This window comes from Gottfriedia sp. NPDC056225, assembly GCF_042267765.1.
Taxonomy (GTDB): domain Bacteria; phylum Bacillota; class Bacilli; order Bacillales; family Bacillaceae_G; genus Gottfriedia.
This window is the reverse complement of record NZ_JBHJTJ010000011.1, coordinates 95865-120594: the sequence shown is the minus strand read 5'-3', so window position 1 is coordinate 120594 and position 24730 is coordinate 95865. Positions and strand designations below refer to the sequence as shown.

The following is a 24730-nucleotide window of genomic DNA, read 5'->3' as shown; positions in this document are numbered from 1 at the left end:
GTAATAATTACATCTTGCTTTAATACTGGTTATTAAATGGGGGTGCATTTAAAAAATACTAATGAAGTTATTAATCTTTAGTATCGTTTAATTGCTTGTAAAGAAATCATACCATTATGTTTGACTTTTTTGTATTGGGAAAATTTTTCGAATATAATTTGTCTAAAAATTATCAGAAAAATATATTAATATGTCGGTGAATCTACTAAAATTTAATTATTAGGATGAGATTAAAAATATTAATATAGAATTTATTGATTATTTATCATATGAAATATCTATTTTAAATAAAGATGAACAGGAGATTTAATTATGGATTATGGTATGATGATCTTTCATCATCGAAAGAAATTAGGTTGGACTCAGGAGAAATTATGTGAAGGGATTTGTTCTGTTTCACACTTAAGTAAAATTGAAAATGGTACAAAAGAAGCTGGTATAGAAACGATTGGGTTACTTTTAAAGAAGATGCAAGTCGAGGTAGATGAGAATGACATTATAGATGAAGTGACTATTCAGCTCAAACGATTATGGAATTCTATAGAGCGAGCTGACTATGACTCAAGCAAAATGCTATATGAAGAATTAATCAATAAGGAAGAAAAAATAAATTATACTAATATATCAAATGATTTTTATATTACAATTTGGAGATATTATATTTTTATCGAAGATCTTAAAAAAGCAAAGAAAAAATGGAAACAACTTGAAGCAAAAACGAAGAAATTTTCCCAATATGAATCAATAAAATATTTGTTTACACTATCAATATATTACATAAAAGAAAAAAGATACAATGATTCACTTCAAGTAATGGATGAAGTCCAAGAAATTACACCGAACCTTGAAATTGATTTTCAAGAATACTGCTTTTATAGAGCTTTAGTATACAGTTATATTAATCAAACCTCTTTATCAATGTATTTTTGTAATAAGGCAATCCCTATTTTTCTACAAAATAATAATATTAAACGAATTCTAGATGCAAAAATGTTACTTTCACTTCAATTAATTAAAAGTAAGTTATTAGATCGAGCTGAGCAATTTCTAATCGAAATTCTAGATGCTTCTGTAATACTAAGCGATAAAACGATACAAATGAGCGCATTACATAATTTAGGCTATTTATACTATCATTCTAGTCAACATAAAAAGGCGATTAGATATTATGAAGAATACTTATCGAACATACAAGAGGGAACTGAGGAGTATTTTTTAGTCATTTCAAATATAGCTAACAATATGATGATCATGAACAATTACGAGACTGCTACTCAATTGTTATGCGAAAATCTATCTAAAATAAAAGATAGAAATAGTGCATCTTACATTAGAATGAAAGTTTTATTACTTGAAGCAAAAAAGGATGAGGCTAATTTAGTGACTTATTTACGTAAAATTGCTTTGCCATTATGGATTGAATATAATGACCACGAAAAATTAATTAAATATTATGGGGTTGTTGCAGATTACTATGAAAAACACGAATCATTAGAAAATCAAAACTTGTTATATAAAGAATACAATAACACTCTATTAAAAATAATCGAAAGCAGGAAATAACAAGATGAGAAGAATATCCAGCATTATAACAATATTGTGTATGATGACTGTATTATCTATGAATTATGAGCCAAACTTTGTTTCAGGCGGAATTGAGACTGCGATTGTTTCAACTGTTTCTGAAAGTTCAACTTTCTCAGACGATGGGCAAACAAATGGCTCATTTGACGGTGAGATCCAGCTATTCAATCGATGGAATCGTTCTTATGTTGATGAACCGATTCATCCTAAAGTAGAAAAGTTTTTATTTTTTAAAATTAAATAAATTGATTATTAAGTATCATACATTCAGTGTGGTGCTTTTTTAATTAGGAGGTACATTTTATGGTTTTTAATGAATGTTTTAAAATAAATCAAGTAATGAAAGGGTTTAATAAAGGATGGTATATTGCTGGTGGATGGGCAATTGACCTTTACTTAGGTAAGGAGACGAGAAATCATCATGATATTGAAATCGCGATTGCCCGGAAGGATCAATTAAGTCTTAAAGAGTATTTAAATGATTGGACGTTTAATAAAGTCCTTAAAGGGGAATTAACAAATTGGAAGAATGAATATCTAGAATTACCAATCCATGAATTGCATGGTAGGAATAGTCAGACGAATAGTGAGTTAGAAGTCTTACTAAATGAAATTGAATTCAATGAGTGGAAATTTAGAAGAGATAAATCGATTATTTGTAAACTAGACTCATTTTACAGCTTTTCAAATGAGGGTATTCCATACTTAAATCCTGAAATAGTCCTATTATATAAGGTTAGTAATACGAGGGAAAAAGATCACGAGGATTTTAAAAATGTGATTAATTCATTGAACGAGTTCCAGAAAAAGTGGTTGCGTGAAGCAATTTTGCGCAATCATCCTAATCATGAATGGTTAGAGGGGTTAAACTAATAATTTGAAGGAGTGAGCCTTGATGGAAATCTTGATAAGACCAGTAGAAATAAGTGATGCGAAAGCACTTCATAGGATATGCACTCAAGAAAATGTTTTTCCTTATATGATTTTTTTACCTAGTATGAGAATAGACATGATGGAAAATAGAATTAGAAACCTACAAGCAAATGAATATGAATTTGTAGCTGAATGTAATGGAGATGTAGTAGGGCTAGTTGGTTTAGTGCAAAGAACTGGTCGCAGGTCTCATGTAGGAGATTTATTTATTGCGACTGATGGAAATCATCATAATAAAGGAATTGGCAAGGCTTTACTTAGAAAAGTTTTAGATTTAGCTGATCATTGGCTAATGCTAGAAAGAGTAGAACTAGGAGTGTTAGAAACAAATCCTATGGCACAGGCGTTATATGAAAAGTTTGGTTTTAACGTTGAGGGAGTTAAGAAGGGGAATATTAAAGCAAATGGCCGGTTTGTTGATGAAATTATGATGGCGCGATTGAGACCGGCTGGTGCATTATCATAGAACGCAAACCGGGCGAGTTGATGCCCGGTTCTTTTTATTTGAAAAAAAGCCTATTTAATTGAAATAGTACGAGAGTGTTTCTTTCATAAACGCAGATGTACTACTATTCATGTCGTCAAATTATTAACCTCGTTTGCTGCTTGGATCCCAGATTCAATGGCACCTTGAATCCAAGCATGAGAACGCGAAGCATGTTCACCTGCGAAATGCAGTCTACCTTCAGGACTACTTATATAAGAATTGAGTTCTTCCTCTTGCCCAGGCTCGAAAAAAGTAAAAGCACCAACAGAAAATGAATTTTGACTCCAGTTAAAGGAAGTTCCCGTTACGAATTCAGAATAAACTTGGTTTCCCCATATTTTAGACATGTCTCGTAAAGTATAATAAATACGTTCTTCTTCTGTTAAACTACTTAACGTTAGCGCCTCATCTGCCCAAGTGTAGCTTGCATTTACTACAGCAGGCCCTGATTTGCCAATATCAATACTAGGATAGAGTGCAAGTCTACTAGGTAAATCGGTTGTAGATTTCCCGCCGAATTGACCATGTTTTTCCCAAAATCTACTTTTAAACTCTATTCCAATTTTCGTTGCAGACATGTAGTTAATTTCACGAATTGCTTTACGTTTATAGTAAGAAACCGAATTGAATGGTTCAATTTCTACAAATCTTAAGAGTGAAAATGGAATAGCGATAATGGCAAAATCAGCGTTTAGCGTGAATTGATTGGAGGTTTTATTATCAGTCGTTTGAATAGTTACAAATTTATCGTTTTGAATAATTTTCATCAGCTTTTGGTTGAGATGAATATTATCTTTTAATTGTGGTAGGAACGCTTTTGGTAATAGATCCATACCACCTGTTATTTCATAAAATTTTGTTGCTGAATTAAAAGCGACCTGTTCCCTTAATACCTCTAAAAAGGACATCCCCATAAATGCTTCAAAATCAAGGAGAACACCAATCATGTCGACTGCTCCTATTGAAAAATAGGAATTTAAAAAAGAACCAAATGAAATATTGCCGTACCTTTTTTCGACTAGTTCCCAATTCGTTAATGGATTTTGATTAATAAAATCGATAAATGGCTGCAATGCTTGATTCAATAAAGCATCAGAAGTTTTTCTTTTTTCGTTTTGTGCTACTGGATAATTTAAAATGTCAGGATTAATTTTATAATTAGCTTCATTCGTCATTATTCCGTTTGCATAAATAATATCGTTTGGCGTTTCATTAATAAACTCATTTACTGGCAATTTAAACTTTCGAATATATTCTAATGTCAAATGATGGATATTGGGGATTCGTAAAGGTCCTGCGTTTAAATATAGTCCATTACTAAAGGGAGAACGCAACGTATAGGCACGACCTCCAATTCGATCATTTGCTTCAATAATTGTAACTTGATGCCCCGCATCTTTTAGTAAAGAAGCAGCTGTCAATCCGGCCATACCTGCGCCTACTATAATTACTTTTTTGGAGAATTGGGTTTTTCTAAGACCGCTTCGAATAATAGAAATCATTTGATCAGTTGTTAGTGGTAAATTTGTCATAGATTCTCCTCCTTTACAATTCGTTCATTTCATTTTATTCACATTCAGGATAACGTATGAAAGTTTGGGGCAGGACAAAATATAAAAATCTTTAGAAGAATAGAGGAGAATCCTGTCAAAAAATCTAATAAATAGTAGTGACTTACTTGTACTTTATTTACTTTCAGTCTTAAGCCGTAGCCTGATTGATACTAGAGGATGTTATCTAGATTTTTTAATTTCCATAAAATGAGAGTGTTAGAAGTTCTTAATTGGAGGTTAAAAAATGAAAAAATTAATTATGTCCGTACTATTAATAATTGCTGCGGCCTTTGTTGTTACCGGTTGCTCAATCGTAAACAATGGTAAGGTGAAGGAAGAGACAATTTCAATTCATAAAGATCAAGCAAAGAATTTGGATGTAAGTTTAGACTTAGGTGCCGGATCAATGAATGTTTCTATAGGAACTAAAAAATGGGTAGAGGGAAAGGCAGAATATAATAATAAAAGTTTTAAACCGGATGTATCATACAAACTTAAAAATTCTACTGGTGAAGTAAAAATTGATCAGTCTAAACATCATCTATCAAAAATGAAAATCGGGAAAATAAAGAGTGAGTGGGATCTGAAGCTTTCGGATAAAATTCCGCTCGATTTAGATGTAAACACAGGTGCGTCAAAGACAAATCTTGATTTGCGTGGTTTGAAGTTAAATAAATTAAATATAAATGCAGGTGTCGGAGAACTTAATGTCAACTTAGGAGGAAACTGGAAGAACAGTTTTGAAACAAATATTAAAACGGGAATCGGAAAAACGACCGTTGTATTGCCTTCAAATGTTGGTGTAAAAGTTAAATTAAGTAAAGGAATTGGAAAAGCAAACGTTATTGATTTAATTTCGAAAGGTAATGGAGTTTACGTTAATGAAGCATATGACGATGCTAAAATTAAATTAGAAGTTAATATGGATATTGGGGTAGGAGAAGTAACCTTCAAATTAGATTGAAACAAAACGGAAGAATAGTAGAAAAGTAAATTAATAATGACATGTATCGTCCAAGGAGGAGTTTTATGATTAAAAATGCAGTTGAATCGGTTATTGATTGTATGGCATCAGGTAATGGGATGTCTGACATACAAAGAATACAAACGGAGCATCGTTTTAAATTAGTTGAATTTTGGAATATAAAAGAAGGAAGTAAAGTACTTGAAATAGGCTGTGGTCAAGGAGATACGACTGCCGTTTTAGCATACGTAGTCGGGGAAAATGGATTAGTTCATGGAGTTGATATAGGTTCAAAAACGTATGGAAGTCCAATTTCATTAGGAGACTCAGCAGAATTTTTAATGAATTCGAAATTAGGGCATCAATTAAAGATGGAGTTTGAAGTTGACTTATTATCACCAGCTATTGATTTTTCGGAAAATGAATTTGATTATATCGTAATGTCTCACTGCTCATGGTATTTCAAATCGCAAGAAGAGTTTGGGACATTATTAACTAAAATTAAAAAATGGGGCAAAACACTATGCTTTGCTGAATGGGACACAAGAGTTAGCTCAATTGAGCAGTACCCACATTTATTATCGATTTTAATTCAAGCTCAGTACGAATCATTTAAACAAGATAGTGAATCTAATGTTCGAACTCTTTTAACTCCGAATGATATAAAAACTATTTGTGAAAGCTCTGGCTGGAACATAAATAATGAGACAGCAATATTTTCACCACAATTACATGATTGTAATTGGGAAATTAATAAAACATTATCAGATATTGAAGTTGAACTAAGTAATGTAGAAGCCATGCCAAGTAAATTAACGGGACTGATTCGGTCAGAAGTTAAAATGCTAGAAGATTTTATTGAGAATAATGAAATCAAGCCATTATCGATATTTGCTTTTACAGCGCAATAAAAATTTTTAGTATCAAATATAAAAAAAAGCATCTATTTTTCTAGATGCTTTTTACTATTGTGGATGATAATTTCTTTGATAAACATACGGATAACTAGGGTAGTAATATGGAAATAAGTATATTGCTGAAACTGATGCTAACGGTATATTAACTTTTTTATACTTTCGATATCTTGGACTAAAAGTTTCACCACCGCTTTGTCTTACTTCAAAAAACGCGATTTTAGGAGCAGCAAGGTCCTCTAGGACGAGTAAGTTCGCGCTATTTGAGTCATGATCTAATAAAACTCCTTCTAATAAAGCTCTTTCAGCAGTTTGAAATACTACATGGCAGAATTTATATTTATTACATTTCTCTTGCATATTTCGAATATGATCCATGAAATCCCTCCCAATTTTATTCATTACATAATGTATGAAACAAGATAAAGGACTAGAATATTGTCCAAACTAATAATTGAACCGAACACATATGAAAAAATGAGAATGAGATGTTTCCAAGTTGTAAATTTTTTGTATATAAATAAAAAACGTTTAGTAATTCGGTAACGAGACATCTATAATTTTTCCTAAGGAAATAGAAAAAGCCAAAAGTAAAATTTCAATAAAAGTGAGAAAAACATAAATTATGAATTTAGGTGAGGTAATTGCAAGGGAAAGTATTAATTGTAGATGATGAAAAAAGTATCGTAGATCCATTAACATATGCATTTCGTAGAGAAGGATATGATGTAGAAAGCGCATTTAATGGAAAAGAAGCACTAGAAAAAATCTCGACTTTTAATCCGGATATTCTAATCTCGGATATTATGATGCCTGTAATGAATGGTTTGGATTTATGTAAACAAATTGGTAATAAAGATGGACTTGGCATTATTTTACTTACAGCTAAAGACGATATTATTGATCGTGTTTTAGGATTAGAGTTTGGAGCAGACGATTATATAACAAAACCATTTGATATTAGAGAATTAATAGCTAGAACTAGATCACTACTTCGAAGATTAAAAAAGCAATCATCTCCTGATGAAAATAAAACGATTTCAATTAATAAGCTTCAAGTCATTCCGTCGCAAAGAAAAGTTGTCATTGATGGCACAAATATTGAATTAACCCCTAAGGAATTTGACTTACTTGTATTATTAATTTCTAATATTGATCGAATTTATAGTCGAGATGAATTATTAGATTTAGTATGGGGGATTGAGTATATCGGTGGTACAAGAACTGTCGATATTCATATCCAACGCTTACGAAAAAAGCTAGGGAATTCATACCAACATATCGTTCAAACTGTTTTTGGGGTTGGATATAAAATATCTAGTGAAACGAAATGAAATTAAGTATAAAAGTTAAGTCGAGCTTATTTTTAGCCGCATTATTAGTAGGAACTGTCATTGTATTAAGTATTTTAGTACTTCAAGGAATCAAACAAAATCAGCAAAAACAAACGGAAGAAACACTGGCTAGGCAAAGTAAGCTAGCAAACGTGTATGTAAAGCAGGTTTATTTAAGTCAAACATTAGATAACCCTCAAGAATTTTTTAAACAATATGGTCGGGAAATCGCTAGACAGATTGGAATTATTAGTAGTCTTCATGTCACGATTTTTAATATGTCAGGAAAAGTTGTAGGTGATTCTCTTCCATTAGAATCTACTGATATAGGAGATACATTGAGCTATGCCTTAAAAGGTAAAATTGCATATCAGGAAAAAGGCGATACATTATCATACTTTGCACCTATTTATAATGCGAATAAACAAATCGGAGTTGTTCAATTCGATTATTCATTAATAAATAATCAGAAGTTTTATGATAATACAATTAATCTCTTTATTAAAATTGGTTTAGTTACTACTATTCTTAGTTTTATTATTGGATATTTCTTTTTTAATTCGCTCGTTATGAGTATTTTAAAACTTAGAAAAGTAACAGAGGAAATTAAATTAGGAAACTATCCAGAACGATCAATTTTAAGTCGAAAAGATGAATTAGGCTATTTAAGTCAAGCCATTTTCTATATGAGTAATGAAATTCAACATAATATAAAAGGAATCAAGCAAGAAAAAGATAATCTTCAACTTGCAGTGGAAAAACTGAAAATCTTAGAAAAACAACAAAAACAATTTATAGGCTCAATTACACATGAATTTAAAACGCCTCTGACAGTTATAAGGGCTTATATTGACTTATTAGACATGTATTCAGATGATCCGAAATTATTAGAAGAAGCGATCAGTAATATCGGAAAGGAATCACTTCGCCTTTACGATATGGTAGAAAAAATTTTAAAATTAGCTGAACTTGAGAAATATGACTTTGAAATTGAGAAAGAAGCAGTCGATATAAAGTCTCTTTTAGAAGATATCTGTTCAAGAATGAAGGGGAAAATGACAAAGTTTGGATTAGCGATTCATACAAATTTTGAACATGCAACGATTTTAATAGATAAGGAAAGCTTTACATTAATTATGATGAACTTACTAGACAACGCAATTAAGTATAATAAACCGAATGGTGAAATAAGTGTTTCAAATATCGTAGAAAATAACCAGTTAATTATTAATGTAACTGATACGGGTATTGGAATTTCTAAAGTAGCAGTCGATAAAATATTTGAACCATTTTTTACTGTAAATAAGGATCGTTCGCGACAATTTGGAGGTTCTGGGCTAGGACTTGCATTAACGAAAGATTTAATTGAAAAGCAAAGCGGTACGATTCAAGTCGAATCAATTGAAGGTAGCGGATCAAATTTTATCATTAAATTTCCTATCGTAAAATAAAAATTTACAAGTTGGAAACATGATTTGTTAAAAATTGAAACATCCTAAACTTATCATATAGTTAGTACTGGGCGTAGGGGAGTGATGTGGTGTTCAATAAGATTATGGTTAAAGTGATATTTCTTGTTTGTTCAATATTATTGATATCTGGTTGTCAAAGTCAAAATGACAATATCGTAATCGAAAAAAAGCATAAAAAGATTACCGTATTAACTGGAAATGAAGAAGTTGTAACAAATGAATTGGCTCTTGAAAAAATCGATCGATATGAAGGTGTTCGGGGGACGGATTGGTTAGATGATCATACGATTTTAACCGAGCAAAAAAATACAAGTTTACCAAAAAACGTGATGACAGATAATGGTGATTATACTTATCATATTAACTTGTATTCTTATGATTTAAAAACGAATAAATCGAAAGCATTAGTCAGTGAGGAGCACGATCAAGTTGGTGCTGTCATTTCGCCTGATAAAAAGCATATTTTCTATAAACAAACAGAGGATGGAAATACTGGAACTGGTTATATTATAAGTTCTGAAGGAACTGAAAAGGTTAAAGTGTCAGAACCAGATACAATCTTTGCATTTGCAACAGAAGGCCGATGGATCGATAATAATACAATCATTTATTCAACTTTATCTGGTCAGATGTATTCAGCTGATCTAACTGGACATGTGAAAGAAATCAATCCGAGCTTAGATCAGGTTAATGAAATTAGAAAAAAATATGGTGAACAAAATGTCGAGTGGGTGATTCCAGCACCTGATCAAAAGCAATACGCGATTGTTAGAAAAATTACACCGACAAAAAGAGAGTTATTTATTACGGATGAAAAGGGTCGAAAAACTGCCTCATTAGCTAAGGGGACGCAAATTTTTGGTTCAGGTTGGTCCCCCAATTCTAAAACGCTAGCTTTTTCCGTTATTTCGGAAGATAAAGGAGAAAGAGGATTATTTGTAATCGATGTCAAATCTAGAAAGATAACACAATTATCGACTGATTTAGATGAGATCGCAGGACCAATTACTTGGAGTCCAACAGGCAATGAACTATTAGTTTCTAAAGTAATGATGAAAAATAACAAAAATGTGTTTGTAGCATATGTATTAACTTTGAAAAACTAAGAATTGACAAAAGTTTCTTCTATAGAAAGTGAGAGATTTTACTCACTTTCTCTTTTTTTACACATTAAGGAAGTATAGATTGGCAACTGTGAAGAAAAATCTCCATAGTTTCATTTTATTAAAAAATTCGTTCAATGGTCGTAGAAATAGGCAAGATATTTGTTCGAACAAGTAGCTGAACTTTTTCCCTATAATTCTAGCAAATATATATAAAGGAGAAATAAAATCATATGAGGAGTAGAAAGGTTAAGAACACCGAGAAAAGAAAAAGTTACAAAGTAATTGTTTGGATTATGGTGCTGGCACTATTTGGATGTATATCAGTGTTTAGCTATTATGTTTATGAGAAAATTTATGTAGAAGAAAACAATTTAGTAAAAAGCGATCATAAAAGTAGCGTAGGCAATGCTCCAAAAACGATAAAAAAGCCGGAGATCAAACCTCCTGTTCAAAAGCCTGAAAATCACAATACAACAAAACCTCAAAACGTCGAAACGACGATTAAAATTAGTGCAGCTGGTGACTTTACGCTTGGATCAGATGTGAACTTTCAATATGTAAACTCTTTTCCAGCAGAAGCTAATAAAAATGGATTAGCGTATTTTACAAAAGGCTTAAATAATATATTTAAACAAGATGATTTATCGACTGTTAATTTAGAAACGACATTTACAAATGCTACTAAAAGAGCATCAAAAACGTTTCGCTTTAAAGGTAAACCGGCTTATGCGAAAATTTTAAATCTAAGTGGTATTGAAGCGGTTAATCTAGCTAACAACCATATTCATGATTATTTACAAAAAGGCTATGAAGATACAATAAACACTTTAAAGAAGCAAAAAATTGGTTATTTTGGTTATGACAATGAATATGTAACCACAATTAAAGGTGTGAAAGTAGCTGCACTCGGATATGAAGGGTGGAATGATTCACCTGATTTAAGAGTTAAAATTAATAATGATATTCAAAACTTACGAAAAAATGGCGTGAAAATCATCATTATTCATTTCCATTGGGGAATCGAACGCGATTATGTACCAAATAGTATTCAAAAGGATTTAGCACATTATTCGATTGACCACGGAGCAAATCTAATTGTTGGACACCACCCGCACGTCGTCCAAGGGATAGAAGAATACAAAGGAAAATTTATCGTCTATAGTTTAGGAAACTTTATGTTTGGTGGAAATAAAAATCCAAAAGATAAAGATACATTTGTTTTCCAACAAACATTTCATTTAACTAATGGAGTACTCTCTAATCAAAAGGAAATCAAAGTTGTGCCATTTTCTATTTCCTCGGTAACTAGTCGAAATAATTATCAACCATTATATTTAAAAGGATCAGAAGCACAAAGAGTTAAGAAAAAAATTATTTATCTTTCAAATAAAATCAAAGGATCAAATTGGACTAAATATGAAAAATAATTAGATTGGAAATTGGGTTTAGTTAATTTCTTTAATCCAATTCTAATGGTTAGTGCAATAGTTATGGGTATTAGTCCTTATTTACTGTAATACTGTTATTTTTGAAAGGAAAATCCTTTTTTATATCGAATCAAAAGAATAACCTAATAGAGTTAATTGCCAAATAAAATTTAGGAGGAATAAGAATGGATGTAAAGTTTATTGCGTTCCTTGGTTTTATTTTCGTTTCCTTGATTTTATCAGTCTGGTTAGAGGTTAAAATGCAAAGAAAAACAAAAAATGTACTAGCTACAATGTCGATTGCATTTAATATTAATCTCTTCATCTTAGGATTTGCGAGTATTTGGTGGTTACTTCATGCTACTGATAGTGCGAGTGTAATTTCAGGCGTTCAGTTATTATTAGCAGCATTTTTAGGAATATTTTTAGTGAATATCGGTGTATTCTTTTTTGTAAGACATAGAGCAGTTTCATAATAAAAAATGCTCTATTAGTGTATAGCATTACTCCAATTTATGGGGTAATGCTTTTTATTTGTATGGGTCAAATTGAAAAAGTGAGGGGAAATTATGCAGTTATCTATTAGAGAAATGACAGCTTCTTATGCAATTGAAATTGTTAATTGGAGATATGTACCACCATACGATTTTTATAATATTAAGTCGGGAAAAGAAGAATTAGATGAATTGTTAAACAATCAATATAAAGTAATAATTGACCAAAATGAGAACCTAGTAGGTTTTTATTGCACTGGACAGGCAGCTCATGTTCCAAAAGGAAACGAGTTTGATGTATATAACGAAAAATTGATTGATATCGGAATAGGTGTTAGACCAGATTTAACAGGGAAAGGGTTTGGAAGTCAATTTTTCAAATTTATTCTTGGAGATATCGAGGATTCAACAAATCATTCCGCGTTTAGATTAACAGTTGCAAAGTTTAATTCAAGAGCAATTCGACTATATGAAAATTTTAGCTTCACAAAAGAAAATGAGTTTCATACTGAGCGTGCAAAATTCATAACGATGGTTAGAAGAGGGAATAAAATTAGTTAGCTAAAGAGAAAAATATGGGTATAAAATGTGATTGACATGAAACCAAATGGTTGTATATAATTTGAAATATAACTAAAAGGTTTTATATTTAATGTGAAAGAAGGGTCTATATGGGAGTACAAAACCAAGTAGAAGATATTAAACAAACACTAATATACAATGCACCTATTCAAAAAGTATGGCAGATAGTATCAACTTCTGAAGGTATTGCAGCCTGGTTTATGCCGAATGATTTTCAACCAATAGTTGGGTATGAATTTCATTTGCAAGGACCATTCGGTGCATCTCCTTGTAAAGTATTAGAAATTGATGAACCAAATCTAGTATCATTTTCTTGGGATGTTGACGGATGGGTAGTATCATTTATTTTAAAAGATTTAGGTGAACAAACAGAATTTACTTTAATTCATAGTGGCTGGAAAACAGCAGATGAAATTCTTCCAAAACCAAATCAAAAAAGTGCTATTGTCCGCGACAATATGAATGGTGGTTGGACAGGTATAGTTCAAAAACTTAAAAAGGTTGTTGAAAACTAGTGTCCAGTTCTGCACAAAAATATGACGTTTTTCAAGCGATAGCGGATCCTACGAGAAGAGAAGTACTTAAATTATTAGCAAATAATGAACTACCTATCTCTGAAATATCAAGTAATTTTCCAATGAGTCGAACAGCAATTGCAAAACATCTCCATATTCTTTCAGAAGCTGAACTAATAAGTGGAAGAAAAGTTGGCAGAGAAAGAAGATACAAACTTCAGCCAGAAGCATTTTTAGAAATCAAACAATGGTTATCCTATTACGAACAATTTTGGGCAAATAAATTATCCATCCTACAACATCTTGTTGAAAATAATGAAGACCAAAGCATACAAATAGTTAAAGCGAAAAAAGACCATATTGAAGATTAAATCATGACGGTGTCCCGAAATTCTATTGGGACACTCTTTTTTTTGTGAGGAGCATACGGAGTTTATGAGTTAAAAAGAGAGGGAGTATGAAGATTCTTAACTCATAAGGGGTTCATGAGTAAGTAAAACAGCAAAAAGAAGCAAAAGTGTTATTCATGGAAGGCTCATGAGTAAGTAAGACAGCAAAAAGAAGAAAAAATCTAACTCATAAAGGGATCACCCTGTAGTAGAAATCAAACTCAGGAGCCAACCTTTACAAAAATTTGATTATTAATCGGTAAGAATATGTATAACAACTTTAAAACGAACCGTAACCAGGTTCGTTTTTTTACATAGACATTTTTAATTATATCTATATAATGAAATAATGTGACAAAAAATATTATGTGGTTCATATTTAAGGGGTTTTATAATGCATAAAGGAATATATATATTAGCTATTGCAACATTTGTAGCGGGAACTGTTGAGTTTATTATTACCGGTTTACTGTCAATGATTGCTGGGGATTTACATGTATCGGTTGGGGCCGTTGGTCAATTGGTTTCAATTTTCTCGGTAGTCTTTGCATTTGGTGCTCCTGTTTTTATCGCGATTACTTCAAAAATGGAGCGTAAAAAATTACTGCTAATCGCATTAACCGTATTCTTCTTTGGAAATATTGTTTCTATTGTTAGTCCAAATTTTGCTGTTTTATTGATTGCACGTATAATTCTTGCAGCAAGCTGCTCAGTCGTAATCGTTGTTTCAATAACGACTGCAGCAAATATTGTTTCTTCTGAAATTAGAGGTAGGGCAATTGGAGTTATTTTTATGGGAATCAGTTCTTCTTTAGTTTTTGGTGTTCCATTAGGTACAGTAATTGGAGAAAATTTTGGTTGGAGAATGACATTTGTTTTGGTAGGTTTATTAAGTTTACTGTCTATGTTAGGGATATATAAATTTTTACCAAAAGTTGAAGGTCAGCCTACGATCCCATTGATTAAGCAAGTAGCGACACTTAAAAATAAAAGTATTTTATCGATCCAACTTATTTCATTTTTACAGTTAACAGGACACTTTACAATCTACACTTACTTTACTCCATATTTAATTAAAACGATGGGATTATCTACTAACATGATTAGTATTGTTTTATTAGTATTTGGTATGGCAGGAATTTTAGGCGGATGGTTAGGTGGTTGGTCTACTGATAAATTTGGTGGAAGTAAAACGATCGTATTTAATTTAGGGTTATTGGCTATTTCGATTTTAACTCTAACATTCGCACCGAGTTCAATCATTAGTTTATTTATTATTGTTATCATATGGGGTACAGTATCATGGTCTATTAGTCCAGCAGTTCAAAATAGCCTTGCGAAAGTAGCTAAAGAGTCAGCAGATATACAAGTTGGATTAAACAACTCTTTTTCACATACAGGAATTGCTTTAGGTTCAAGTTTAGGTGGTATTCTAATTACTCAGTATCATGTAACAATGAATGCATTAGTCGGTGGTATTATCGTTATTTTTGCTTTATTTTCTGCAATTTACTCTTTTGTTCAAACAAATAAAGTGAAAGCAAGTACAAATTAATATGTAAATATAAACGATGTGATTTTTATTGCATCGTTTTTTTGTCATTTATTTTTCAGAATTGGACACTATAATAGTGACATAAAACTAATATGAATTAGAAGGTGAAAGTATGGAAAATAAACCAATGCATTATGATGGCAGCGGAATGAATGAAGAAACATTTGAGCAAAATTTCGAACAAGAAGATTTTCAAGTTACAGAGGATATGAGAAAAAGTATAAGTGGAAATCCTTATTTATTTGAGTGATACTTTTTAAGCGATACATTGTATCGCTTTTTTATTTTATTTTTTTTAAACCTATGTTAAATAGCTCCTTAATCAAATATGATTAATAAAAAAAGGAGAGGTTATCAATGGGATCATTTGCAAAAACGCCAAATCCGCCTTATTATGCGGTAATCTTTTGTTCTAATAGAACTGAAGGAGATAATGGTTACAGTAAGATGTCCGAAAAAATGGTTGAATTAGCTTCAAGCCAACAAGGATTTTTAGGAGTGGAGAGTGCTCGAGATGATGAAATGGGTATAACTGTTTCGTATTGGGAATCATTGGACGCTATTAAAACATGGAAAGAGCATGCGGTTCATAAAGTTGCACAAGAACGTGGAAAAAAAGACTGGTATGAATCATTCGCGTTAAGAGTGTGTAAAGTTGAAAGAGATAATTTTTTTGAAATGTAAAATATTATCGCCGTCAATAATACAGGAGTTTATAACGGTGAGAAGGCTCAGATGTAAAAAAATAAAATAATTGGAATAAATTTGAATGAAAATGATAGTTATTATCAATACTATAAATAAGAAAGGGCAACCTCCTAAATAGGTTACCCTTAATTGTTTATAATCCTGGATCAAATGTTTTGCAATCTGTTTCAGCATTGTTTGCAGCTTGTTTCCCTTTATGACTTACAACATAAATAGAATCTGCACTACATTTGTTTCCAGAAGCCCAATATTTACAATTATCAACTTCACAAAGCACATCTTTTGCCATAGTAAGACACCTCCTTAATTTTATCATTAACATTAATAAGAGGATTGATACATATTTGAATCGCTTTTTTTAATGTAAATTAATACAAGGTGTAAATCTTTATAAGGCAAGGTAAAACCTTATCGATTAATTAGATAAGGTTTTTACTTTATCTATTACTTTTAGGTTTCTTGATTTTGATTAAACATATTTGAAATTGAATATACTAACTCTGTAAAAGCCCATACTTTTTTGAGTTCTAACTAAATCCGCAATTTTATCTTTATCATCATAAAAATGATAAAAGATAAAATTGTATACCAAAACTAACTATTTATGGTATAATTTCTTATAAAATATACTGAATATTTAATTATGGTATACCAAATGTAAGGAGAGGATGTTGGAACGTGTTGAAGTATATGTTTGCTTTAGTAATCTTTTTCTATTTATTATCCTCTTTATTTCAATGGGATTTGCAAATTTATATCTCTTGTTTATGTATTTTTATTGTTCTATATACAATGTTTATGGTTAAGTCACTCGTTAGAACAATTGGAAGTATTTTTTTACTAATTGGGTTCATTCTACTTTGGAGAAATCATGCTAGTTTAAAAGACTATATCCTGTCATTTGGACCAATGCTAGATTTGCTAACTTTATTTGCACTAATTCCTATATTAGGTTTTCCGGTCAGACTGGGAGGTTATGCGAATGGAATTCAAGCGATTATACAGAAGAAAGTAAAAACATCCGGACAGTTGTATATTATGACATCGGGAATTTCTTATTTTTTAAGTATGTTTATGAATCTAGCAACCTTACCGATGACATATTATTCCATTCAACCATCTTTAAGTCTTTTTTCTATTAAAAAAGAAGAACGTTTTATGAGTAGAGCGATCACTCATGGATTTGCAATGCCACTACTTTGGGCGCCAATTACACCAATCGTTGGGATTGTAATAGGGGTAACCGGGGTAAGTTGGGTATCAATTCTACCGTACGTGTTGCCTTTAAGTATGTTGGGGGTCGCGTTAGATTGGATATTAGCTTCAAGAAATTCACGAAAAAGTGTTACGAAGGGACTTAGAAATAATTTAATACCAGATGAAACTGCAGCTTCACTAGAAGGAGTAGCTACTCAAGGAAAAGTATTTCATATTTTCATAGCAATCCTGATTTTTAATCTGATCATTTCATTTGCTGAACATCTTTTTGCCTATTCATTTGTTATTATCGTTTCGATTCTAGTTATTCCGTTTGCATTTAGTTGGTCTCTTCTCATTAAGCAGCAAAGTGCATTTTTACATAATTTAAAAGAGTATTTTCATTCCTACTCCTTTAAAATGAAAGACCAATTTTTTATATTTTTGTCAGCTGGCTTTTTTATTTCGGTAGTCAAAGGTACGAATATAAGTGAAACAGTAAATATAGCGGTTACTCATTTTAAGGATATAGTAGGCCCAGAAGTATTTTTAATTCTTTTACCATTAATTCCATTAGCATTTGCTTTTACGGGGCTTCACCCTGCGGTAACTTTGACATTAATGGCAGAAGCGCTAGACCCACAAAGTTTAGGTATTTCACCGTATATATTAACTGTTTCATTACTAGCAGGGGCCATTTCAGCATTTTTAGTAGGACCATACAACGCTACGATCGGATTAATGTCGAGTATCGTGAAAGAGAGTTCGTTTAAAGTATCGAATTGGAATATTCCTTATACAATTAGTTATTTAATTATGATTATGCTTTATTTATGTGGTTTAGAGTGGCTTTTTTAGAAGAATAGAACTGACAAAGGACAACAGTTAGTAGTTGTCTTTTTATTTTACCTATTATGAAAGGATAAATTGGGAATGTTGAAGAAAAATAGACGTAGTTTCCGATTTTAGGTATAGGTAACTACACCCCATAAAAAGGTGGGTTTTCTTTATTTATCTGTTGAATAGTATTCGAATATAGAAATAGATGGGCAAAATAGACTGTTTTCAGTTGCCTGAGGAAATCAGTAAGTGCAGATCTAATATATTTTTTAAATTTAAAAATAGCACTGTAGCAGTGCTATTTCTAAGTAATCTATACAGATAATACGTCCGATTTAACTAATTTTGAATGCTGAGAGTCTTCACTGTTACCTTGGGCTTTAACAATTTCGTATAACTCTTCATGTGCCGCTTCGATTGTATCAAACGTCTCAAAGAACTTTACGCGAATATCATTCACATATTCTTTTCCTTCATACTTTTCGTAAAGTTTAATTTTAATATTGTCGTCTAATACTTCAGCAATGGTGTATTTCGCTTTTAGTTCTTCAAAAAAGTAGAAATGGTATGTTTCGATTGCTTTTAATCCCTCGTTATCTACAATCGTTTGAAACGTGTCTTTATTCGTTAATACAATATACTTACCCATCTTTGCACACTCCTCATCTAATTATGTAGTATTGAGCATTAGGTATTTTGTATACCAAATTTCTATTCACAGTGTAATACATAAAAAAATATTAAGCAATATAATTTTCTGAATTTTTAATAAAAAAGACGAATGCTTTGAAAAAAATGAAGATCGAAAATACAATGCTTTTAATGTTAATGATTTCCAAATGAATAATAGTGTTTACATTATAAAAAATTCGAATTATAATCAGAGTAAATTTTTGAAATTTTAAGAAAATTAAATTGGAGGGATACAAATGCCAAAAGTACGCTTGCATGTTGAAGGAGAAATCATTGAGCAAGAAGTGCGTGATAACGCGAATCTAGTAGTGTTGGCAGGCATCCGTCAATTCCCAAAACTGAAATATGGGTGCGGGATGGGTAAATGTACAAAATGCGCATGCAGAGTGTTAGAAGGAGCAGAGAAGCTTGATCCGCCAAACTGGAAAGAGCAGAAAATGTTAGGAGAAAAAGTTGAAGAAGGCATGCGTTTATGCTGTCAGCTAACGATCAAAGACGATATTGTCATTTCACAGGAACATATAGTTGCCCCAATACCGAAAGTTGCAAAACCAGTTAATGCCCAATAATTTTTTTTGCATCATTTAGGTATACAATATACCTCGCTAATCTGAAATTAAATTCACATGAACTAAAGTAGAAATATTTGTAAGCGGATACACTTACCGTGAAAGGAGGTGAAAATATGAAAGCATTCTTGTTAACTGAGATGACTTGGGAAGAAGTAAAGGATGCGTTACATACTGTAAAACTTGCAATTATTCCAGTTGGTGCACACGAACAGCATGGCCCGCACATGGTTGAAAGCTGTGATGCTGTACTTGCTGAGAAAATGGCTAATAAACTAGCAGAAAAAATGCATCCTCATGTAATCGTAACACCGACTGTTAATATGGGAGTTTCACATCATCATTTGAATTTTCCAGGAACTATATCTTTACAACCGACTACGCTTATAGCAATTTTAAAAGATATGATCATATCTCTTAAACATCATGGAATTGAGAAATTTTTATTATTAAACTCACACGGTGGCAATCAGTCAACATTAAATGTTGCCTGCACTATGTTGTCGGATGAGCTAGATGCAGAGATTTATTATGCTAAAACGACTGCATCTGCCAAACTTTCAATCTCAGAATCTATTCACTCGCCGTTATTCGGGCACAGCTGTGAACGAGAAGTGTCAGAGGCACTTTACTTGGCTCCTCACTTAATTAGACCAAATAAAATTACAAAAGGAAGTATCACTAGCGAGGGTAGGTGGAAACAGCTACGACCTGGTAAAGCAATTCAAGGATTTTATCGATATGAAGAAATGACGACTAATGGTTGCATTGGGGATGCAACGAAAGCAAGTTACGAAATAGGGGAAAAAATCGTAGAAGAAGCACTTGAAAATCTTTCACTCGAACTTCAAAAGCTATTACATCTAGAAGAAGAATGTAAGTTGTAAGTACCTATAAATGAGAGGGTGGAGTTTATGGATTTAACTGTTGCTCACTGGCTTTATGGTATCATGACACTTGTTGTAATTGTGACAATGTTGTTTCGAAAAGGGGTTGTACTTCCTACCATCATTGGGACCTTTCTTGTTTCCATCGCTTATAAGGGATCTGTTGTTGGTGGATTTCAAGCGTTGTTCAATGCAAACCTTGTAGCAGCGAAAGAACTTTTTACCATCTTTTTGATCATCACTTTTATGGTGGCTTTATTACATTCCTTAAAAGATACAGGTGCAGATGAAAGAATGATTGCTCCGATGCAAAAGGTGATGAAAAACGGGCATATCGCTTTTGCTGTTTTACTAGTTGTAACATACGTTATTTCCTTATTCTTCTGGCCTACTCCTGCCGTACCGCTTATTTGTACATTATTAGTACCTGCGGCTATTCGTGCTGGTTTGTCGCCAATTGCTTGTGCTATGGTTGTCTCGATTGCAGGACAAGGTATGGCACTATCTTCAGACTATATTATGCAGATCGCACCAATGCTTACTGCTAAATCTGCTGGTATTCCAACATCTGCTGTATCAGGGAAAGTGTTAGTTCTTTCTCTAATTACAGGAGGAGTTGCGATCGCGATTACGTATTTAACTGAACGAAAATCTATCGGTAAAATGAAAGGTGAAGCATCATTGCAACATCTACAGTCACTTATAGACAAAAATTCTTCTGCAAATGAAATCGCTGCTGCAACAGAAAGCACGGTAGATACTAGAGAGCGTGAAAAATGGGGGAAAATCTTTGCAGTTATAGTCCCACTTTCACTACTAGCAGTTATTATATTCATGTTTTCAACGAAGCTTGGTAATAGTAAAATGGGTGGTTTTGAAGGAGGAGACGGGGCAGCATTTATAGGTGGTGTTGCAACGATGCTGTTGGTTGTAACATGTGTAGCGTTCCGTCGTTTACAAGCTCTTGATAAAATTAGTGAGCATATTACAGAAGGATTCGTATTTGCGTTTCGTGCAATGGGACCAGTTATTCCGATTGCAGCGTTCTTCTTTTTAGGAAGTTCGGACTTTAGTGGTACAATTTTTTCTTTAGGAGAAAATGTGGCAAAGCCGGCTTTCTTAGTTGATTTAGTGCAAGCTGGCCAATCAATTATTCCACATAATTCGGTATTAACATCATTTGGTCTATTAATTACTGGCGCAATTACAGGGTTAGAAGGATCAGGATTTTCTGGATTACCATTAGTCGGAGCTTTATCAGGTGCATTGGCCCCAGGTGTAGGAATGGATGCAGGTACGTTAGGTGCGATCGGACAAATGGGATCTGTTTGGACAGGTGGCGGTACATTAATTGCATGGTCTTCATTGGTAGCGGTTGCAAGTTTTTGTGGCGTAAACGTTTTAGAGTTAGCTAGGAAAAACCTACTTCCTGTTACTGCAGGATTAATAGTCTCTACCATTGTCGCTCTGGTTATATGGTAGAGCATTTCTTTAAATTTTAGAAAAATTAGAAAATTTAGTAAAAATGTATTTACAAACAAAAATGAATGGGTTACTATAAGGTTAGTTGGTATACCAAATACAAAATACAAATAAATACTCAAATTTAGTAGTTTTTATCGGTATATTTAGTGGTTTGGTATACTTCGATTTTTTACCTAATCTATTAAACTACATAAACATATTGAAGGAGGAGTTTGGAATGACTAGATTATTATCTAAAGATGAGTTTCGTAAGGAGTTAGAGGAAGCAATTAAAGGGAACCATAGCCAAAAGGCACCTTTTACTGTAGCATGGGCTGAAGGAAAATTAGAGCGTAGCCACTTCGCTCGCTGGGCTGAAAACCATTACCATTATGTTGGACCTTTTGCAGATTACTTAGCTTATATCTACCATAACACTCCAAACTTACCAAAATTTGAAGACGCTAAAGATTTCACTTTACAAAATATGTATGAAGAAGAGATCGCTGGCGATCGTCATACAGACTTATTAATCCGATTTGCTGAAGCTTGTGGAACAACTCGTGAGCGAGTATTAGATCCTAATAACATGGCTGCAACAACATTAGGCTTACAAAGCTGGTGCTTTGCAGTAGCAGCGCGTGAAAACTTCGTAGTTGCAACTGCAGCATTAGTGGTAGGACTTGAGTCTCAAGTTCCTGACATTTATCGCAAGCAAACTCCAGCTCTACGTGAGAAGTACAACTTTACAGATGAAGAGATTGAATTCTTCGACTTACACATCGTATCAGATGAAATTCATGGAGAGCGCGGATATAAAATCGTACTTGATCATGCTGATACTCCTGAGTTACAACAACGCTGCTTAGAAGTAGTTCGTACTGGTGCAAAAATGCGCCGCATGTATATGGATGGCTTATGGAGAGAATATCTTGAGAAAGATCTTGGCGCTCTAGTACAAGCATAATAAGTAGAAAACTAAAATGGCAGTTTCCGACTAGGGAACTGCCATCTTGTTCAGAAAGGATGATAGATTTGTTAACTACTAAACTGGAAACTTTTAAAAATTACATATGTGGAGAGTGGATCGAGTCTTCAAATAATAAAACATTCCAAAGCATTAACCCGGCAAATAAGGAAGAGATTGTTGGCATATTTCAAGCATCAGCAGAGCAAGACGTTAACCAAGCCATTGAAGCAGCAAGTAAAGCATTTCCTGAATGGGCACAAACTCCTCCTTCTAAACGTGCAGCTATTTTAAATAAGGCGGCAGCTATTCTCGAACAAAGAGTCGATCAACTAGCAGGCGAGTTAACACGCGAAGAAGGGAAAATTATAAGTGCAGCTAAACAGGAGGTACTCCGTTCGGCAGAGACGCTTCGTTATTATGCAATTGAAGGACAAAGCTTTACGGGAGAAACATTCCCCAACGATGATCCGAGTATGAGGGTTACAACTGAACGTGAACCTCTTGGAGTTATTTCAGTTATTACGCCTTGGAACTTCCCATTATCTATACCATCTAGAAAAATTGCTCCTGCATTGATTAGCGGAAATACGGTCGTTTTCAAGCCCTCCTCTGATACACCTTTAATTGCTTTTCGACTCGTCGAAGCGCTACACGAAGCTGGTATTCCAAAGGGAGTAATCAATTTTGTTACTGGAAGTTCGTCTGATATCGGGGATATTTTAGTTAAACATCCAGCTATTCGTGGAGTTACTTTTACGGGATCTACTAGTGCTGGGGAGCATATTCATAAAAACACATCCTTTACGACAAGAACACAAATGGAGCTTGGTGGAAAAAACCCACTAATTGTAATGGATGACGCAGATGTAGACTTAGCAGTGAATCTGGCAGTGAATGGAGGTTTTCATCTTACTGGTCAGGCATGTACGGGTACTAGTCGTGTCATTGTTATGAAAGAAGTAAAAGAGCAATTTGTTCAGAAATTAGTAGAAAAAACAAGCGCTTTAAGAATCGGTGACGGATTTGATGAAAGTGTCATTATTGGACCGCTTGCAAATGAAAAGCAGTTAAAAAATGTTCTGAAATATATTGAAATTGGAAAAGGTGAGGGAGCGTTACTTGAATACGGCGGTCAACAACTTTCGTATGGAAATTACGAAAATGGCTACTATATCGAACCAGCAATATTCACGAATGTAAAGCCGGATATGCGAATTGCGAAAGAAGAGATTTTCGGACCAGTAGTAGCCGTGATTGAAGTTGAAAGCTATGAAGAAGCCGTTTCAATTGCTAACGATGTTGAATATGGACTATCCGCTTCGATTGTTACAAATAATTTGAAACTGGCTCATCAATTTACGAAAGATGTTCAGGCGGGGACTGTCAAAGTAAATCGTACAACAACTGGTAATTTAATGAATGCTCCATTTGGTGGAGTAAAACGATCTAGTACTTCTACTTTCCGTGAGTCAGGCAGAGTCGGACTTGAATTCTTTACTCAAATAAAAACAGTTTATATCGGTTATTAAGGAGGCATTTTTAATGAAGACAATATTGAAAATAGAACTAGAAGAAGCAAAAGTAATGATTGAGGCTGCAAAGAAAAAATCAGAAGAAATTAACGTACCAGAAACGATTGCAATTGTAGATGATGGAGGATATGTTATTGCGCTTGAACGCATGAATGGTGCTCGTATTACTGGTCCAGAAATTGCGATTGCTAAAGCATATACCGCAGCAGGACACAAGCGTTCGACTCATTTATTTAATACAGAGCCTAATGGACCAGCTCTTCCAGGAAATGAGGCATTTGGCATACAACATATGTTAAATGGAAAATTTGCTATTTTTGTTGGAGGTTTTCCAATCGTAGTTAACGGAGAAGTTATTGGTGGTGTGGGGATTAGTGGCGGAAATGGAGCGCAGGATACAGCTGTAGGTACTGCAGCTTTGCAAGCTTTACAAGAGCTACTTTCAAATGATGGTTATGAAGTCATTACGGATGCAGACATAAAAAAATAATAGTTTAGAGGCGGTTAGGTGTTGTCCCTACATCGCCTTTTTTGGTATACAAACATTTTCATAATATAATA

At 33.1% G+C, this 24730-nt stretch carries 28 protein-coding genes; 24 read left to right on the top strand and 4 right to left on the bottom strand.

Translation table 11 applies throughout. The features are described 5' to 3' along the window. Positions 1-312: 312 nt before the first annotated feature. Genes ACFCYN_RS10245 through ACFCYN_RS10230 form a run of 4 tightly spaced genes read left to right on the top strand, consistent with a single transcriptional unit; the run spans position 313 to position 2983 of the window. Positions 313-1563: a helix-turn-helix domain-containing protein gene (locus ACFCYN_RS10245; RefSeq protein WP_375949121.1), complete on the top strand. Its 1251-nt coding sequence runs from the start codon at positions 313-315 to the stop codon at positions 1561-1563. Positions 1564-1567: 4 nt separating this feature from the next. Then, the gene (locus tag ACFCYN_RS10240; protein WP_375949119.1) at positions 1568-1828 is read left to right on the top strand and encodes a hypothetical protein; all 261 of its coding nucleotides are present in this window, start codon (positions 1568-1570) and stop codon (positions 1826-1828) included. Positions 1829-1887: 59 nt separating this feature from the next. After that, complete coding sequence (locus ACFCYN_RS10235; RefSeq protein ID WP_375949117.1) at positions 1888-2457, top strand: nucleotidyltransferase domain-containing protein; 570 nt, start codon at positions 1888-1890, stop codon at positions 2455-2457. 22 nt (positions 2458-2479) lie between these two features. Further along, the gene (locus tag ACFCYN_RS10230; protein ID WP_172445785.1) at positions 2480-2983 is read left to right on the top strand and encodes a GNAT family N-acetyltransferase; all 504 of its coding nucleotides are present in this window, start codon (positions 2480-2482) and stop codon (positions 2981-2983) included. Between the two features lie 107 nt (positions 2984-3090). Here the strand turns inward: ACFCYN_RS10230 and ACFCYN_RS10225 are convergent, their stop codons facing one another. After that, positions 3091-4536 (bottom strand): flavin monoamine oxidase family protein, encoded by a 1446-nt coding sequence (locus ACFCYN_RS10225; protein ID WP_375949115.1) that lies wholly within the window; start codon positions 4534-4536, stop codon positions 3091-3093. Positions 4537-4801: 265 nt separating this feature from the next. Between ACFCYN_RS10225 and ACFCYN_RS10220 the strand changes: the two genes are divergently transcribed. Both ACFCYN_RS10220 and ACFCYN_RS10215 read left to right on the top strand, forming a co-directional pair. Further along, positions 4802-5521 carry a toast rack family protein gene (locus ACFCYN_RS10220; protein ID WP_172445784.1) on the top strand — a complete coding sequence of 240 codons (720 nt, stop codon included), beginning with the start codon at positions 4802-4804 and terminating at the stop codon, positions 5519-5521. A 65-nt stretch (positions 5522-5586) separates the two neighbouring features. Further along, positions 5587-6432, top strand: coding sequence for a class I SAM-dependent methyltransferase (locus ACFCYN_RS10215; RefSeq protein WP_172445783.1), 846 nt, complete (start codon positions 5587-5589; stop codon positions 6430-6432). A 54-nt stretch (positions 6433-6486) separates the two neighbouring features. Here the strand turns inward: ACFCYN_RS10215 and ACFCYN_RS10210 are convergent, their stop codons facing one another. Beyond that, positions 6487-6813, bottom strand: coding sequence for a hypothetical protein (locus tag ACFCYN_RS10210; RefSeq protein WP_375949112.1), 327 nt, complete (start codon positions 6811-6813; stop codon positions 6487-6489). 266 nt (positions 6814-7079) lie between these two features. Here ACFCYN_RS10210 and ACFCYN_RS10205 point away from each other — a divergent pair, with 266 nt between their 5' ends. The 11 genes from ACFCYN_RS10205 to ACFCYN_RS10155 all read left to right on the top strand — a co-directional run bounded on the left by ACFCYN_RS10205 (position 7080) and on the right by ACFCYN_RS10155 (position 15993). After that, positions 7080-7769: a response regulator transcription factor gene (locus ACFCYN_RS10205; protein WP_375949110.1), complete on the top strand. Its 690-nt coding sequence runs from the start codon at positions 7080-7082 to the stop codon at positions 7767-7769. Next, complete coding sequence (locus tag ACFCYN_RS10200) at positions 7766-9220, top strand: sensor histidine kinase (RefSeq protein ID WP_375949108.1); 1455 nt, start codon at positions 7766-7768, stop codon at positions 9218-9220. The genes ACFCYN_RS10205 and ACFCYN_RS10200 overlap by 4 nt, the downstream gene beginning before the upstream one ends. A gap of 89 nt (positions 9221-9309) precedes the next feature. Beyond that, positions 9310-10347 carry a hypothetical protein gene (locus ACFCYN_RS10195; RefSeq protein ID WP_375949106.1) on the top strand — a complete coding sequence of 346 codons (1038 nt, stop codon included), beginning with the start codon at positions 9310-9312 and terminating at the stop codon, positions 10345-10347. Between the two features lie 230 nt (positions 10348-10577). Further along, positions 10578-11774, top strand: a complete 1197-nt coding sequence (locus ACFCYN_RS10190) for a CapA family protein (RefSeq protein WP_375949104.1) — start codon at positions 10578-10580, stop codon at positions 11772-11774. A gap of 185 nt (positions 11775-11959) precedes the next feature. Further along, complete coding sequence (locus ACFCYN_RS10185; RefSeq protein WP_098117078.1) at positions 11960-12250, top strand: hypothetical protein; 291 nt, start codon at positions 11960-11962, stop codon at positions 12248-12250. Positions 12251-12343: 93 nt separating this feature from the next. Further along, a complete protein-coding gene (locus tag ACFCYN_RS10180; protein WP_375949102.1) occupies positions 12344-12829 on the top strand; it encodes a GNAT family N-acetyltransferase in 486 nt (161 codons plus the stop codon). Between the two features lie 110 nt (positions 12830-12939). After that, complete coding sequence (locus ACFCYN_RS10175) at positions 12940-13365, top strand: SRPBCC family protein (protein WP_375949100.1); 426 nt, start codon at positions 12940-12942, stop codon at positions 13363-13365. Continuing rightward, positions 13365-13736, top strand: a complete 372-nt coding sequence (locus tag ACFCYN_RS10170) for an ArsR/SmtB family transcription factor (protein ID WP_172445775.1) — start codon at positions 13365-13367, stop codon at positions 13734-13736. Before ACFCYN_RS10175 ends, ACFCYN_RS10170 begins: the two co-directional genes overlap by 1 nt. A gap of 412 nt (positions 13737-14148) precedes the next feature. After that, entirely contained in the window at positions 14149-15309 is a 1161-nt protein-coding gene (locus ACFCYN_RS10165) for an MFS transporter (protein WP_375949098.1), read from the top strand. 112 nt (positions 15310-15421) lie between these two features. Further along, positions 15422-15559, top strand: coding sequence for a hypothetical protein (locus ACFCYN_RS10160; protein ID WP_172445773.1), 138 nt, complete (start codon positions 15422-15424; stop codon positions 15557-15559). 107 nt (positions 15560-15666) lie between these two features. Beyond that, a complete protein-coding gene (locus tag ACFCYN_RS10155; protein ID WP_172445772.1) occupies positions 15667-15993 on the top strand; it encodes an antibiotic biosynthesis monooxygenase family protein in 327 nt (108 codons plus the stop codon). A gap of 157 nt (positions 15994-16150) precedes the next feature. Here the strand turns inward: ACFCYN_RS10155 and ACFCYN_RS10150 are convergent, their stop codons facing one another. Then, a complete protein-coding gene (locus ACFCYN_RS10150) occupies positions 16151-16306 on the bottom strand; it encodes a DUF1540 domain-containing protein (RefSeq protein ID WP_172445771.1) in 156 nt (51 codons plus the stop codon). Positions 16307-16695: 389 nt separating this feature from the next. On the opposite strand from ACFCYN_RS10150, the gene ACFCYN_RS10145 reads away from it, so the two are divergent. Beyond that, a complete protein-coding gene (locus tag ACFCYN_RS10145; RefSeq protein ID WP_375949095.1) occupies positions 16696-18072 on the top strand; it encodes a hypothetical protein in 1377 nt (458 codons plus the stop codon). A gap of 295 nt (positions 18073-18367) precedes the next feature. Here ACFCYN_RS10145 and ACFCYN_RS10140 read toward each other — a convergent pair whose 3' ends face one another. Then, a complete protein-coding gene (locus ACFCYN_RS10140; RefSeq protein WP_098117086.1) occupies positions 18368-18703 on the bottom strand; it encodes a hypothetical protein in 336 nt (111 codons plus the stop codon). A 280-nt stretch (positions 18704-18983) separates the two neighbouring features. On the opposite strand from ACFCYN_RS10140, the gene ACFCYN_RS10135 reads away from it, so the two are divergent. The 6 genes from ACFCYN_RS10135 to ACFCYN_RS10110 all read left to right on the top strand — a co-directional run bounded on the left by ACFCYN_RS10135 (position 18984) and on the right by ACFCYN_RS10110 (position 24659). Further along, complete coding sequence (locus tag ACFCYN_RS10135) at positions 18984-19316, top strand: 2Fe-2S iron-sulfur cluster-binding protein (protein ID WP_375949092.1); 333 nt, start codon at positions 18984-18986, stop codon at positions 19314-19316. Between the two features lie 116 nt (positions 19317-19432). Continuing rightward, complete coding sequence (locus ACFCYN_RS10130; RefSeq protein ID WP_098117088.1) at positions 19433-20203, top strand: creatininase family protein; 771 nt, start codon at positions 19433-19435, stop codon at positions 20201-20203. Between the two features lie 27 nt (positions 20204-20230). Continuing rightward, the gene (locus ACFCYN_RS10125) at positions 20231-21685 is read left to right on the top strand and encodes a hypothetical protein (protein WP_098117089.1); all 1455 of its coding nucleotides are present in this window, start codon (positions 20231-20233) and stop codon (positions 21683-21685) included. Between the two features lie 220 nt (positions 21686-21905). Further along, positions 21906-22634: an iron-containing redox enzyme family protein gene (locus ACFCYN_RS10120; protein ID WP_098117090.1), complete on the top strand. Its 729-nt coding sequence runs from the start codon at positions 21906-21908 to the stop codon at positions 22632-22634. 59 nt (positions 22635-22693) lie between these two features. Continuing rightward, entirely contained in the window at positions 22694-24166 is a 1473-nt protein-coding gene (locus tag ACFCYN_RS10115) for an aldehyde dehydrogenase family protein (protein WP_375949089.1), read from the top strand. A gap of 13 nt (positions 24167-24179) precedes the next feature. After that, entirely contained in the window at positions 24180-24659 is a 480-nt protein-coding gene (locus ACFCYN_RS10110; protein WP_098117092.1) for a GlcG/HbpS family heme-binding protein, read from the top strand. The last annotated feature ends 71 nt before the right edge of the window (positions 24660-24730 follow it).

Bases quoted from the DNA above. Each gene is read 5' to 3' on its own strand.
- ACFCYN_RS10155 (WP_172445772.1), top strand. From the start codon at position 15,667: ATGGGATCATTTGCAAAAACGCCAAATCCGCCTTATTATGCGGTAATC.
- ACFCYN_RS10185 (WP_098117078.1), top strand. From the start codon at position 11,960: ATGGATGTAAAGTTTATTGCGTTCCTTGGTTTTATTTTCGTTTCCTTG.
- ACFCYN_RS10165 (WP_375949098.1), top strand. From the start codon at position 14,149: ATGCATAAAGGAATATATATATTAGCTATTGCAACATTTGTAGCGGGA.
- ACFCYN_RS10175 (WP_375949100.1), top strand. From the start codon at position 12,940: ATGGGAGTACAAAACCAAGTAGAAGATATTAAACAAACACTAATATAC.
- ACFCYN_RS10240 (WP_375949119.1), top strand. From the start codon at position 1,568: ATGAGAAGAATATCCAGCATTATAACAATATTGTGTATGATGACTGTA.
- ACFCYN_RS10215 (WP_172445783.1), top strand. From the start codon at position 5,587: ATGATTAAAAATGCAGTTGAATCGGTTATTGATTGTATGGCATCAGGT.
- ACFCYN_RS10225 (WP_375949115.1), bottom strand. From the start codon at position 4,536: ATGACAAATTTACCACTAACAACTGATCAAATGATTTCTATTATTCGA.
- ACFCYN_RS10130 (WP_098117088.1), top strand. From the start codon at position 19,433: ATGAAAGCATTCTTGTTAACTGAGATGACTTGGGAAGAAGTAAAGGAT.
- ACFCYN_RS10210 (WP_375949112.1), bottom strand. From the start codon at position 6,813: ATGGATCATATTCGAAATATGCAAGAGAAATGTAATAAATATAAATTC.
- ACFCYN_RS10120 (WP_098117090.1), top strand. From the start codon at position 21,906: ATGACTAGATTATTATCTAAAGATGAGTTTCGTAAGGAGTTAGAGGAA.
- ACFCYN_RS10125 (WP_098117089.1), top strand. From the start codon at position 20,231: ATGGATTTAACTGTTGCTCACTGGCTTTATGGTATCATGACACTTGTT.
- ACFCYN_RS10190 (WP_375949104.1), top strand. From the start codon at position 10,578: ATGAGGAGTAGAAAGGTTAAGAACACCGAGAAAAGAAAAAGTTACAAA.
- ACFCYN_RS10110 (WP_098117092.1), top strand. From the start codon at position 24,180: ATGAAGACAATATTGAAAATAGAACTAGAAGAAGCAAAAGTAATGATT.
- ACFCYN_RS10200 (WP_375949108.1), top strand. From the start codon at position 7,766: ATGAAATTAAGTATAAAAGTTAAGTCGAGCTTATTTTTAGCCGCATTA.
- ACFCYN_RS10245 (WP_375949121.1), top strand. From the start codon at position 313: ATGGATTATGGTATGATGATCTTTCATCATCGAAAGAAATTAGGTTGG.
- ACFCYN_RS10180 (WP_375949102.1), top strand. From the start codon at position 12,344: ATGCAGTTATCTATTAGAGAAATGACAGCTTCTTATGCAATTGAAATT.
- ACFCYN_RS10160 (WP_172445773.1), top strand. From the start codon at position 15,422: ATGGAAAATAAACCAATGCATTATGATGGCAGCGGAATGAATGAAGAA.
- ACFCYN_RS10140 (WP_098117086.1), bottom strand. From the start codon at position 18,703: ATGGGTAAGTATATTGTATTAACGAATAAAGACACGTTTCAAACGATT.
- ACFCYN_RS10230 (WP_172445785.1), top strand. From the start codon at position 2,480: ATGGAAATCTTGATAAGACCAGTAGAAATAAGTGATGCGAAAGCACTT.
- ACFCYN_RS10135 (WP_375949092.1), top strand. From the start codon at position 18,984: ATGCCAAAAGTACGCTTGCATGTTGAAGGAGAAATCATTGAGCAAGAA.
- ACFCYN_RS10150 (WP_172445771.1), bottom strand. From the start codon at position 16,306: ATGGCAAAAGATGTGCTTTGTGAAGTTGATAATTGTAAATATTGGGCT.
- ACFCYN_RS10220 (WP_172445784.1), top strand. From the start codon at position 4,802: ATGAAAAAATTAATTATGTCCGTACTATTAATAATTGCTGCGGCCTTT.
- ACFCYN_RS10115 (WP_375949089.1), top strand. From the start codon at position 22,694: ATGATAGATTTGTTAACTACTAAACTGGAAACTTTTAAAAATTACATA.
- ACFCYN_RS10235 (WP_375949117.1), top strand. From the start codon at position 1,888: ATGGTTTTTAATGAATGTTTTAAAATAAATCAAGTAATGAAAGGGTTT.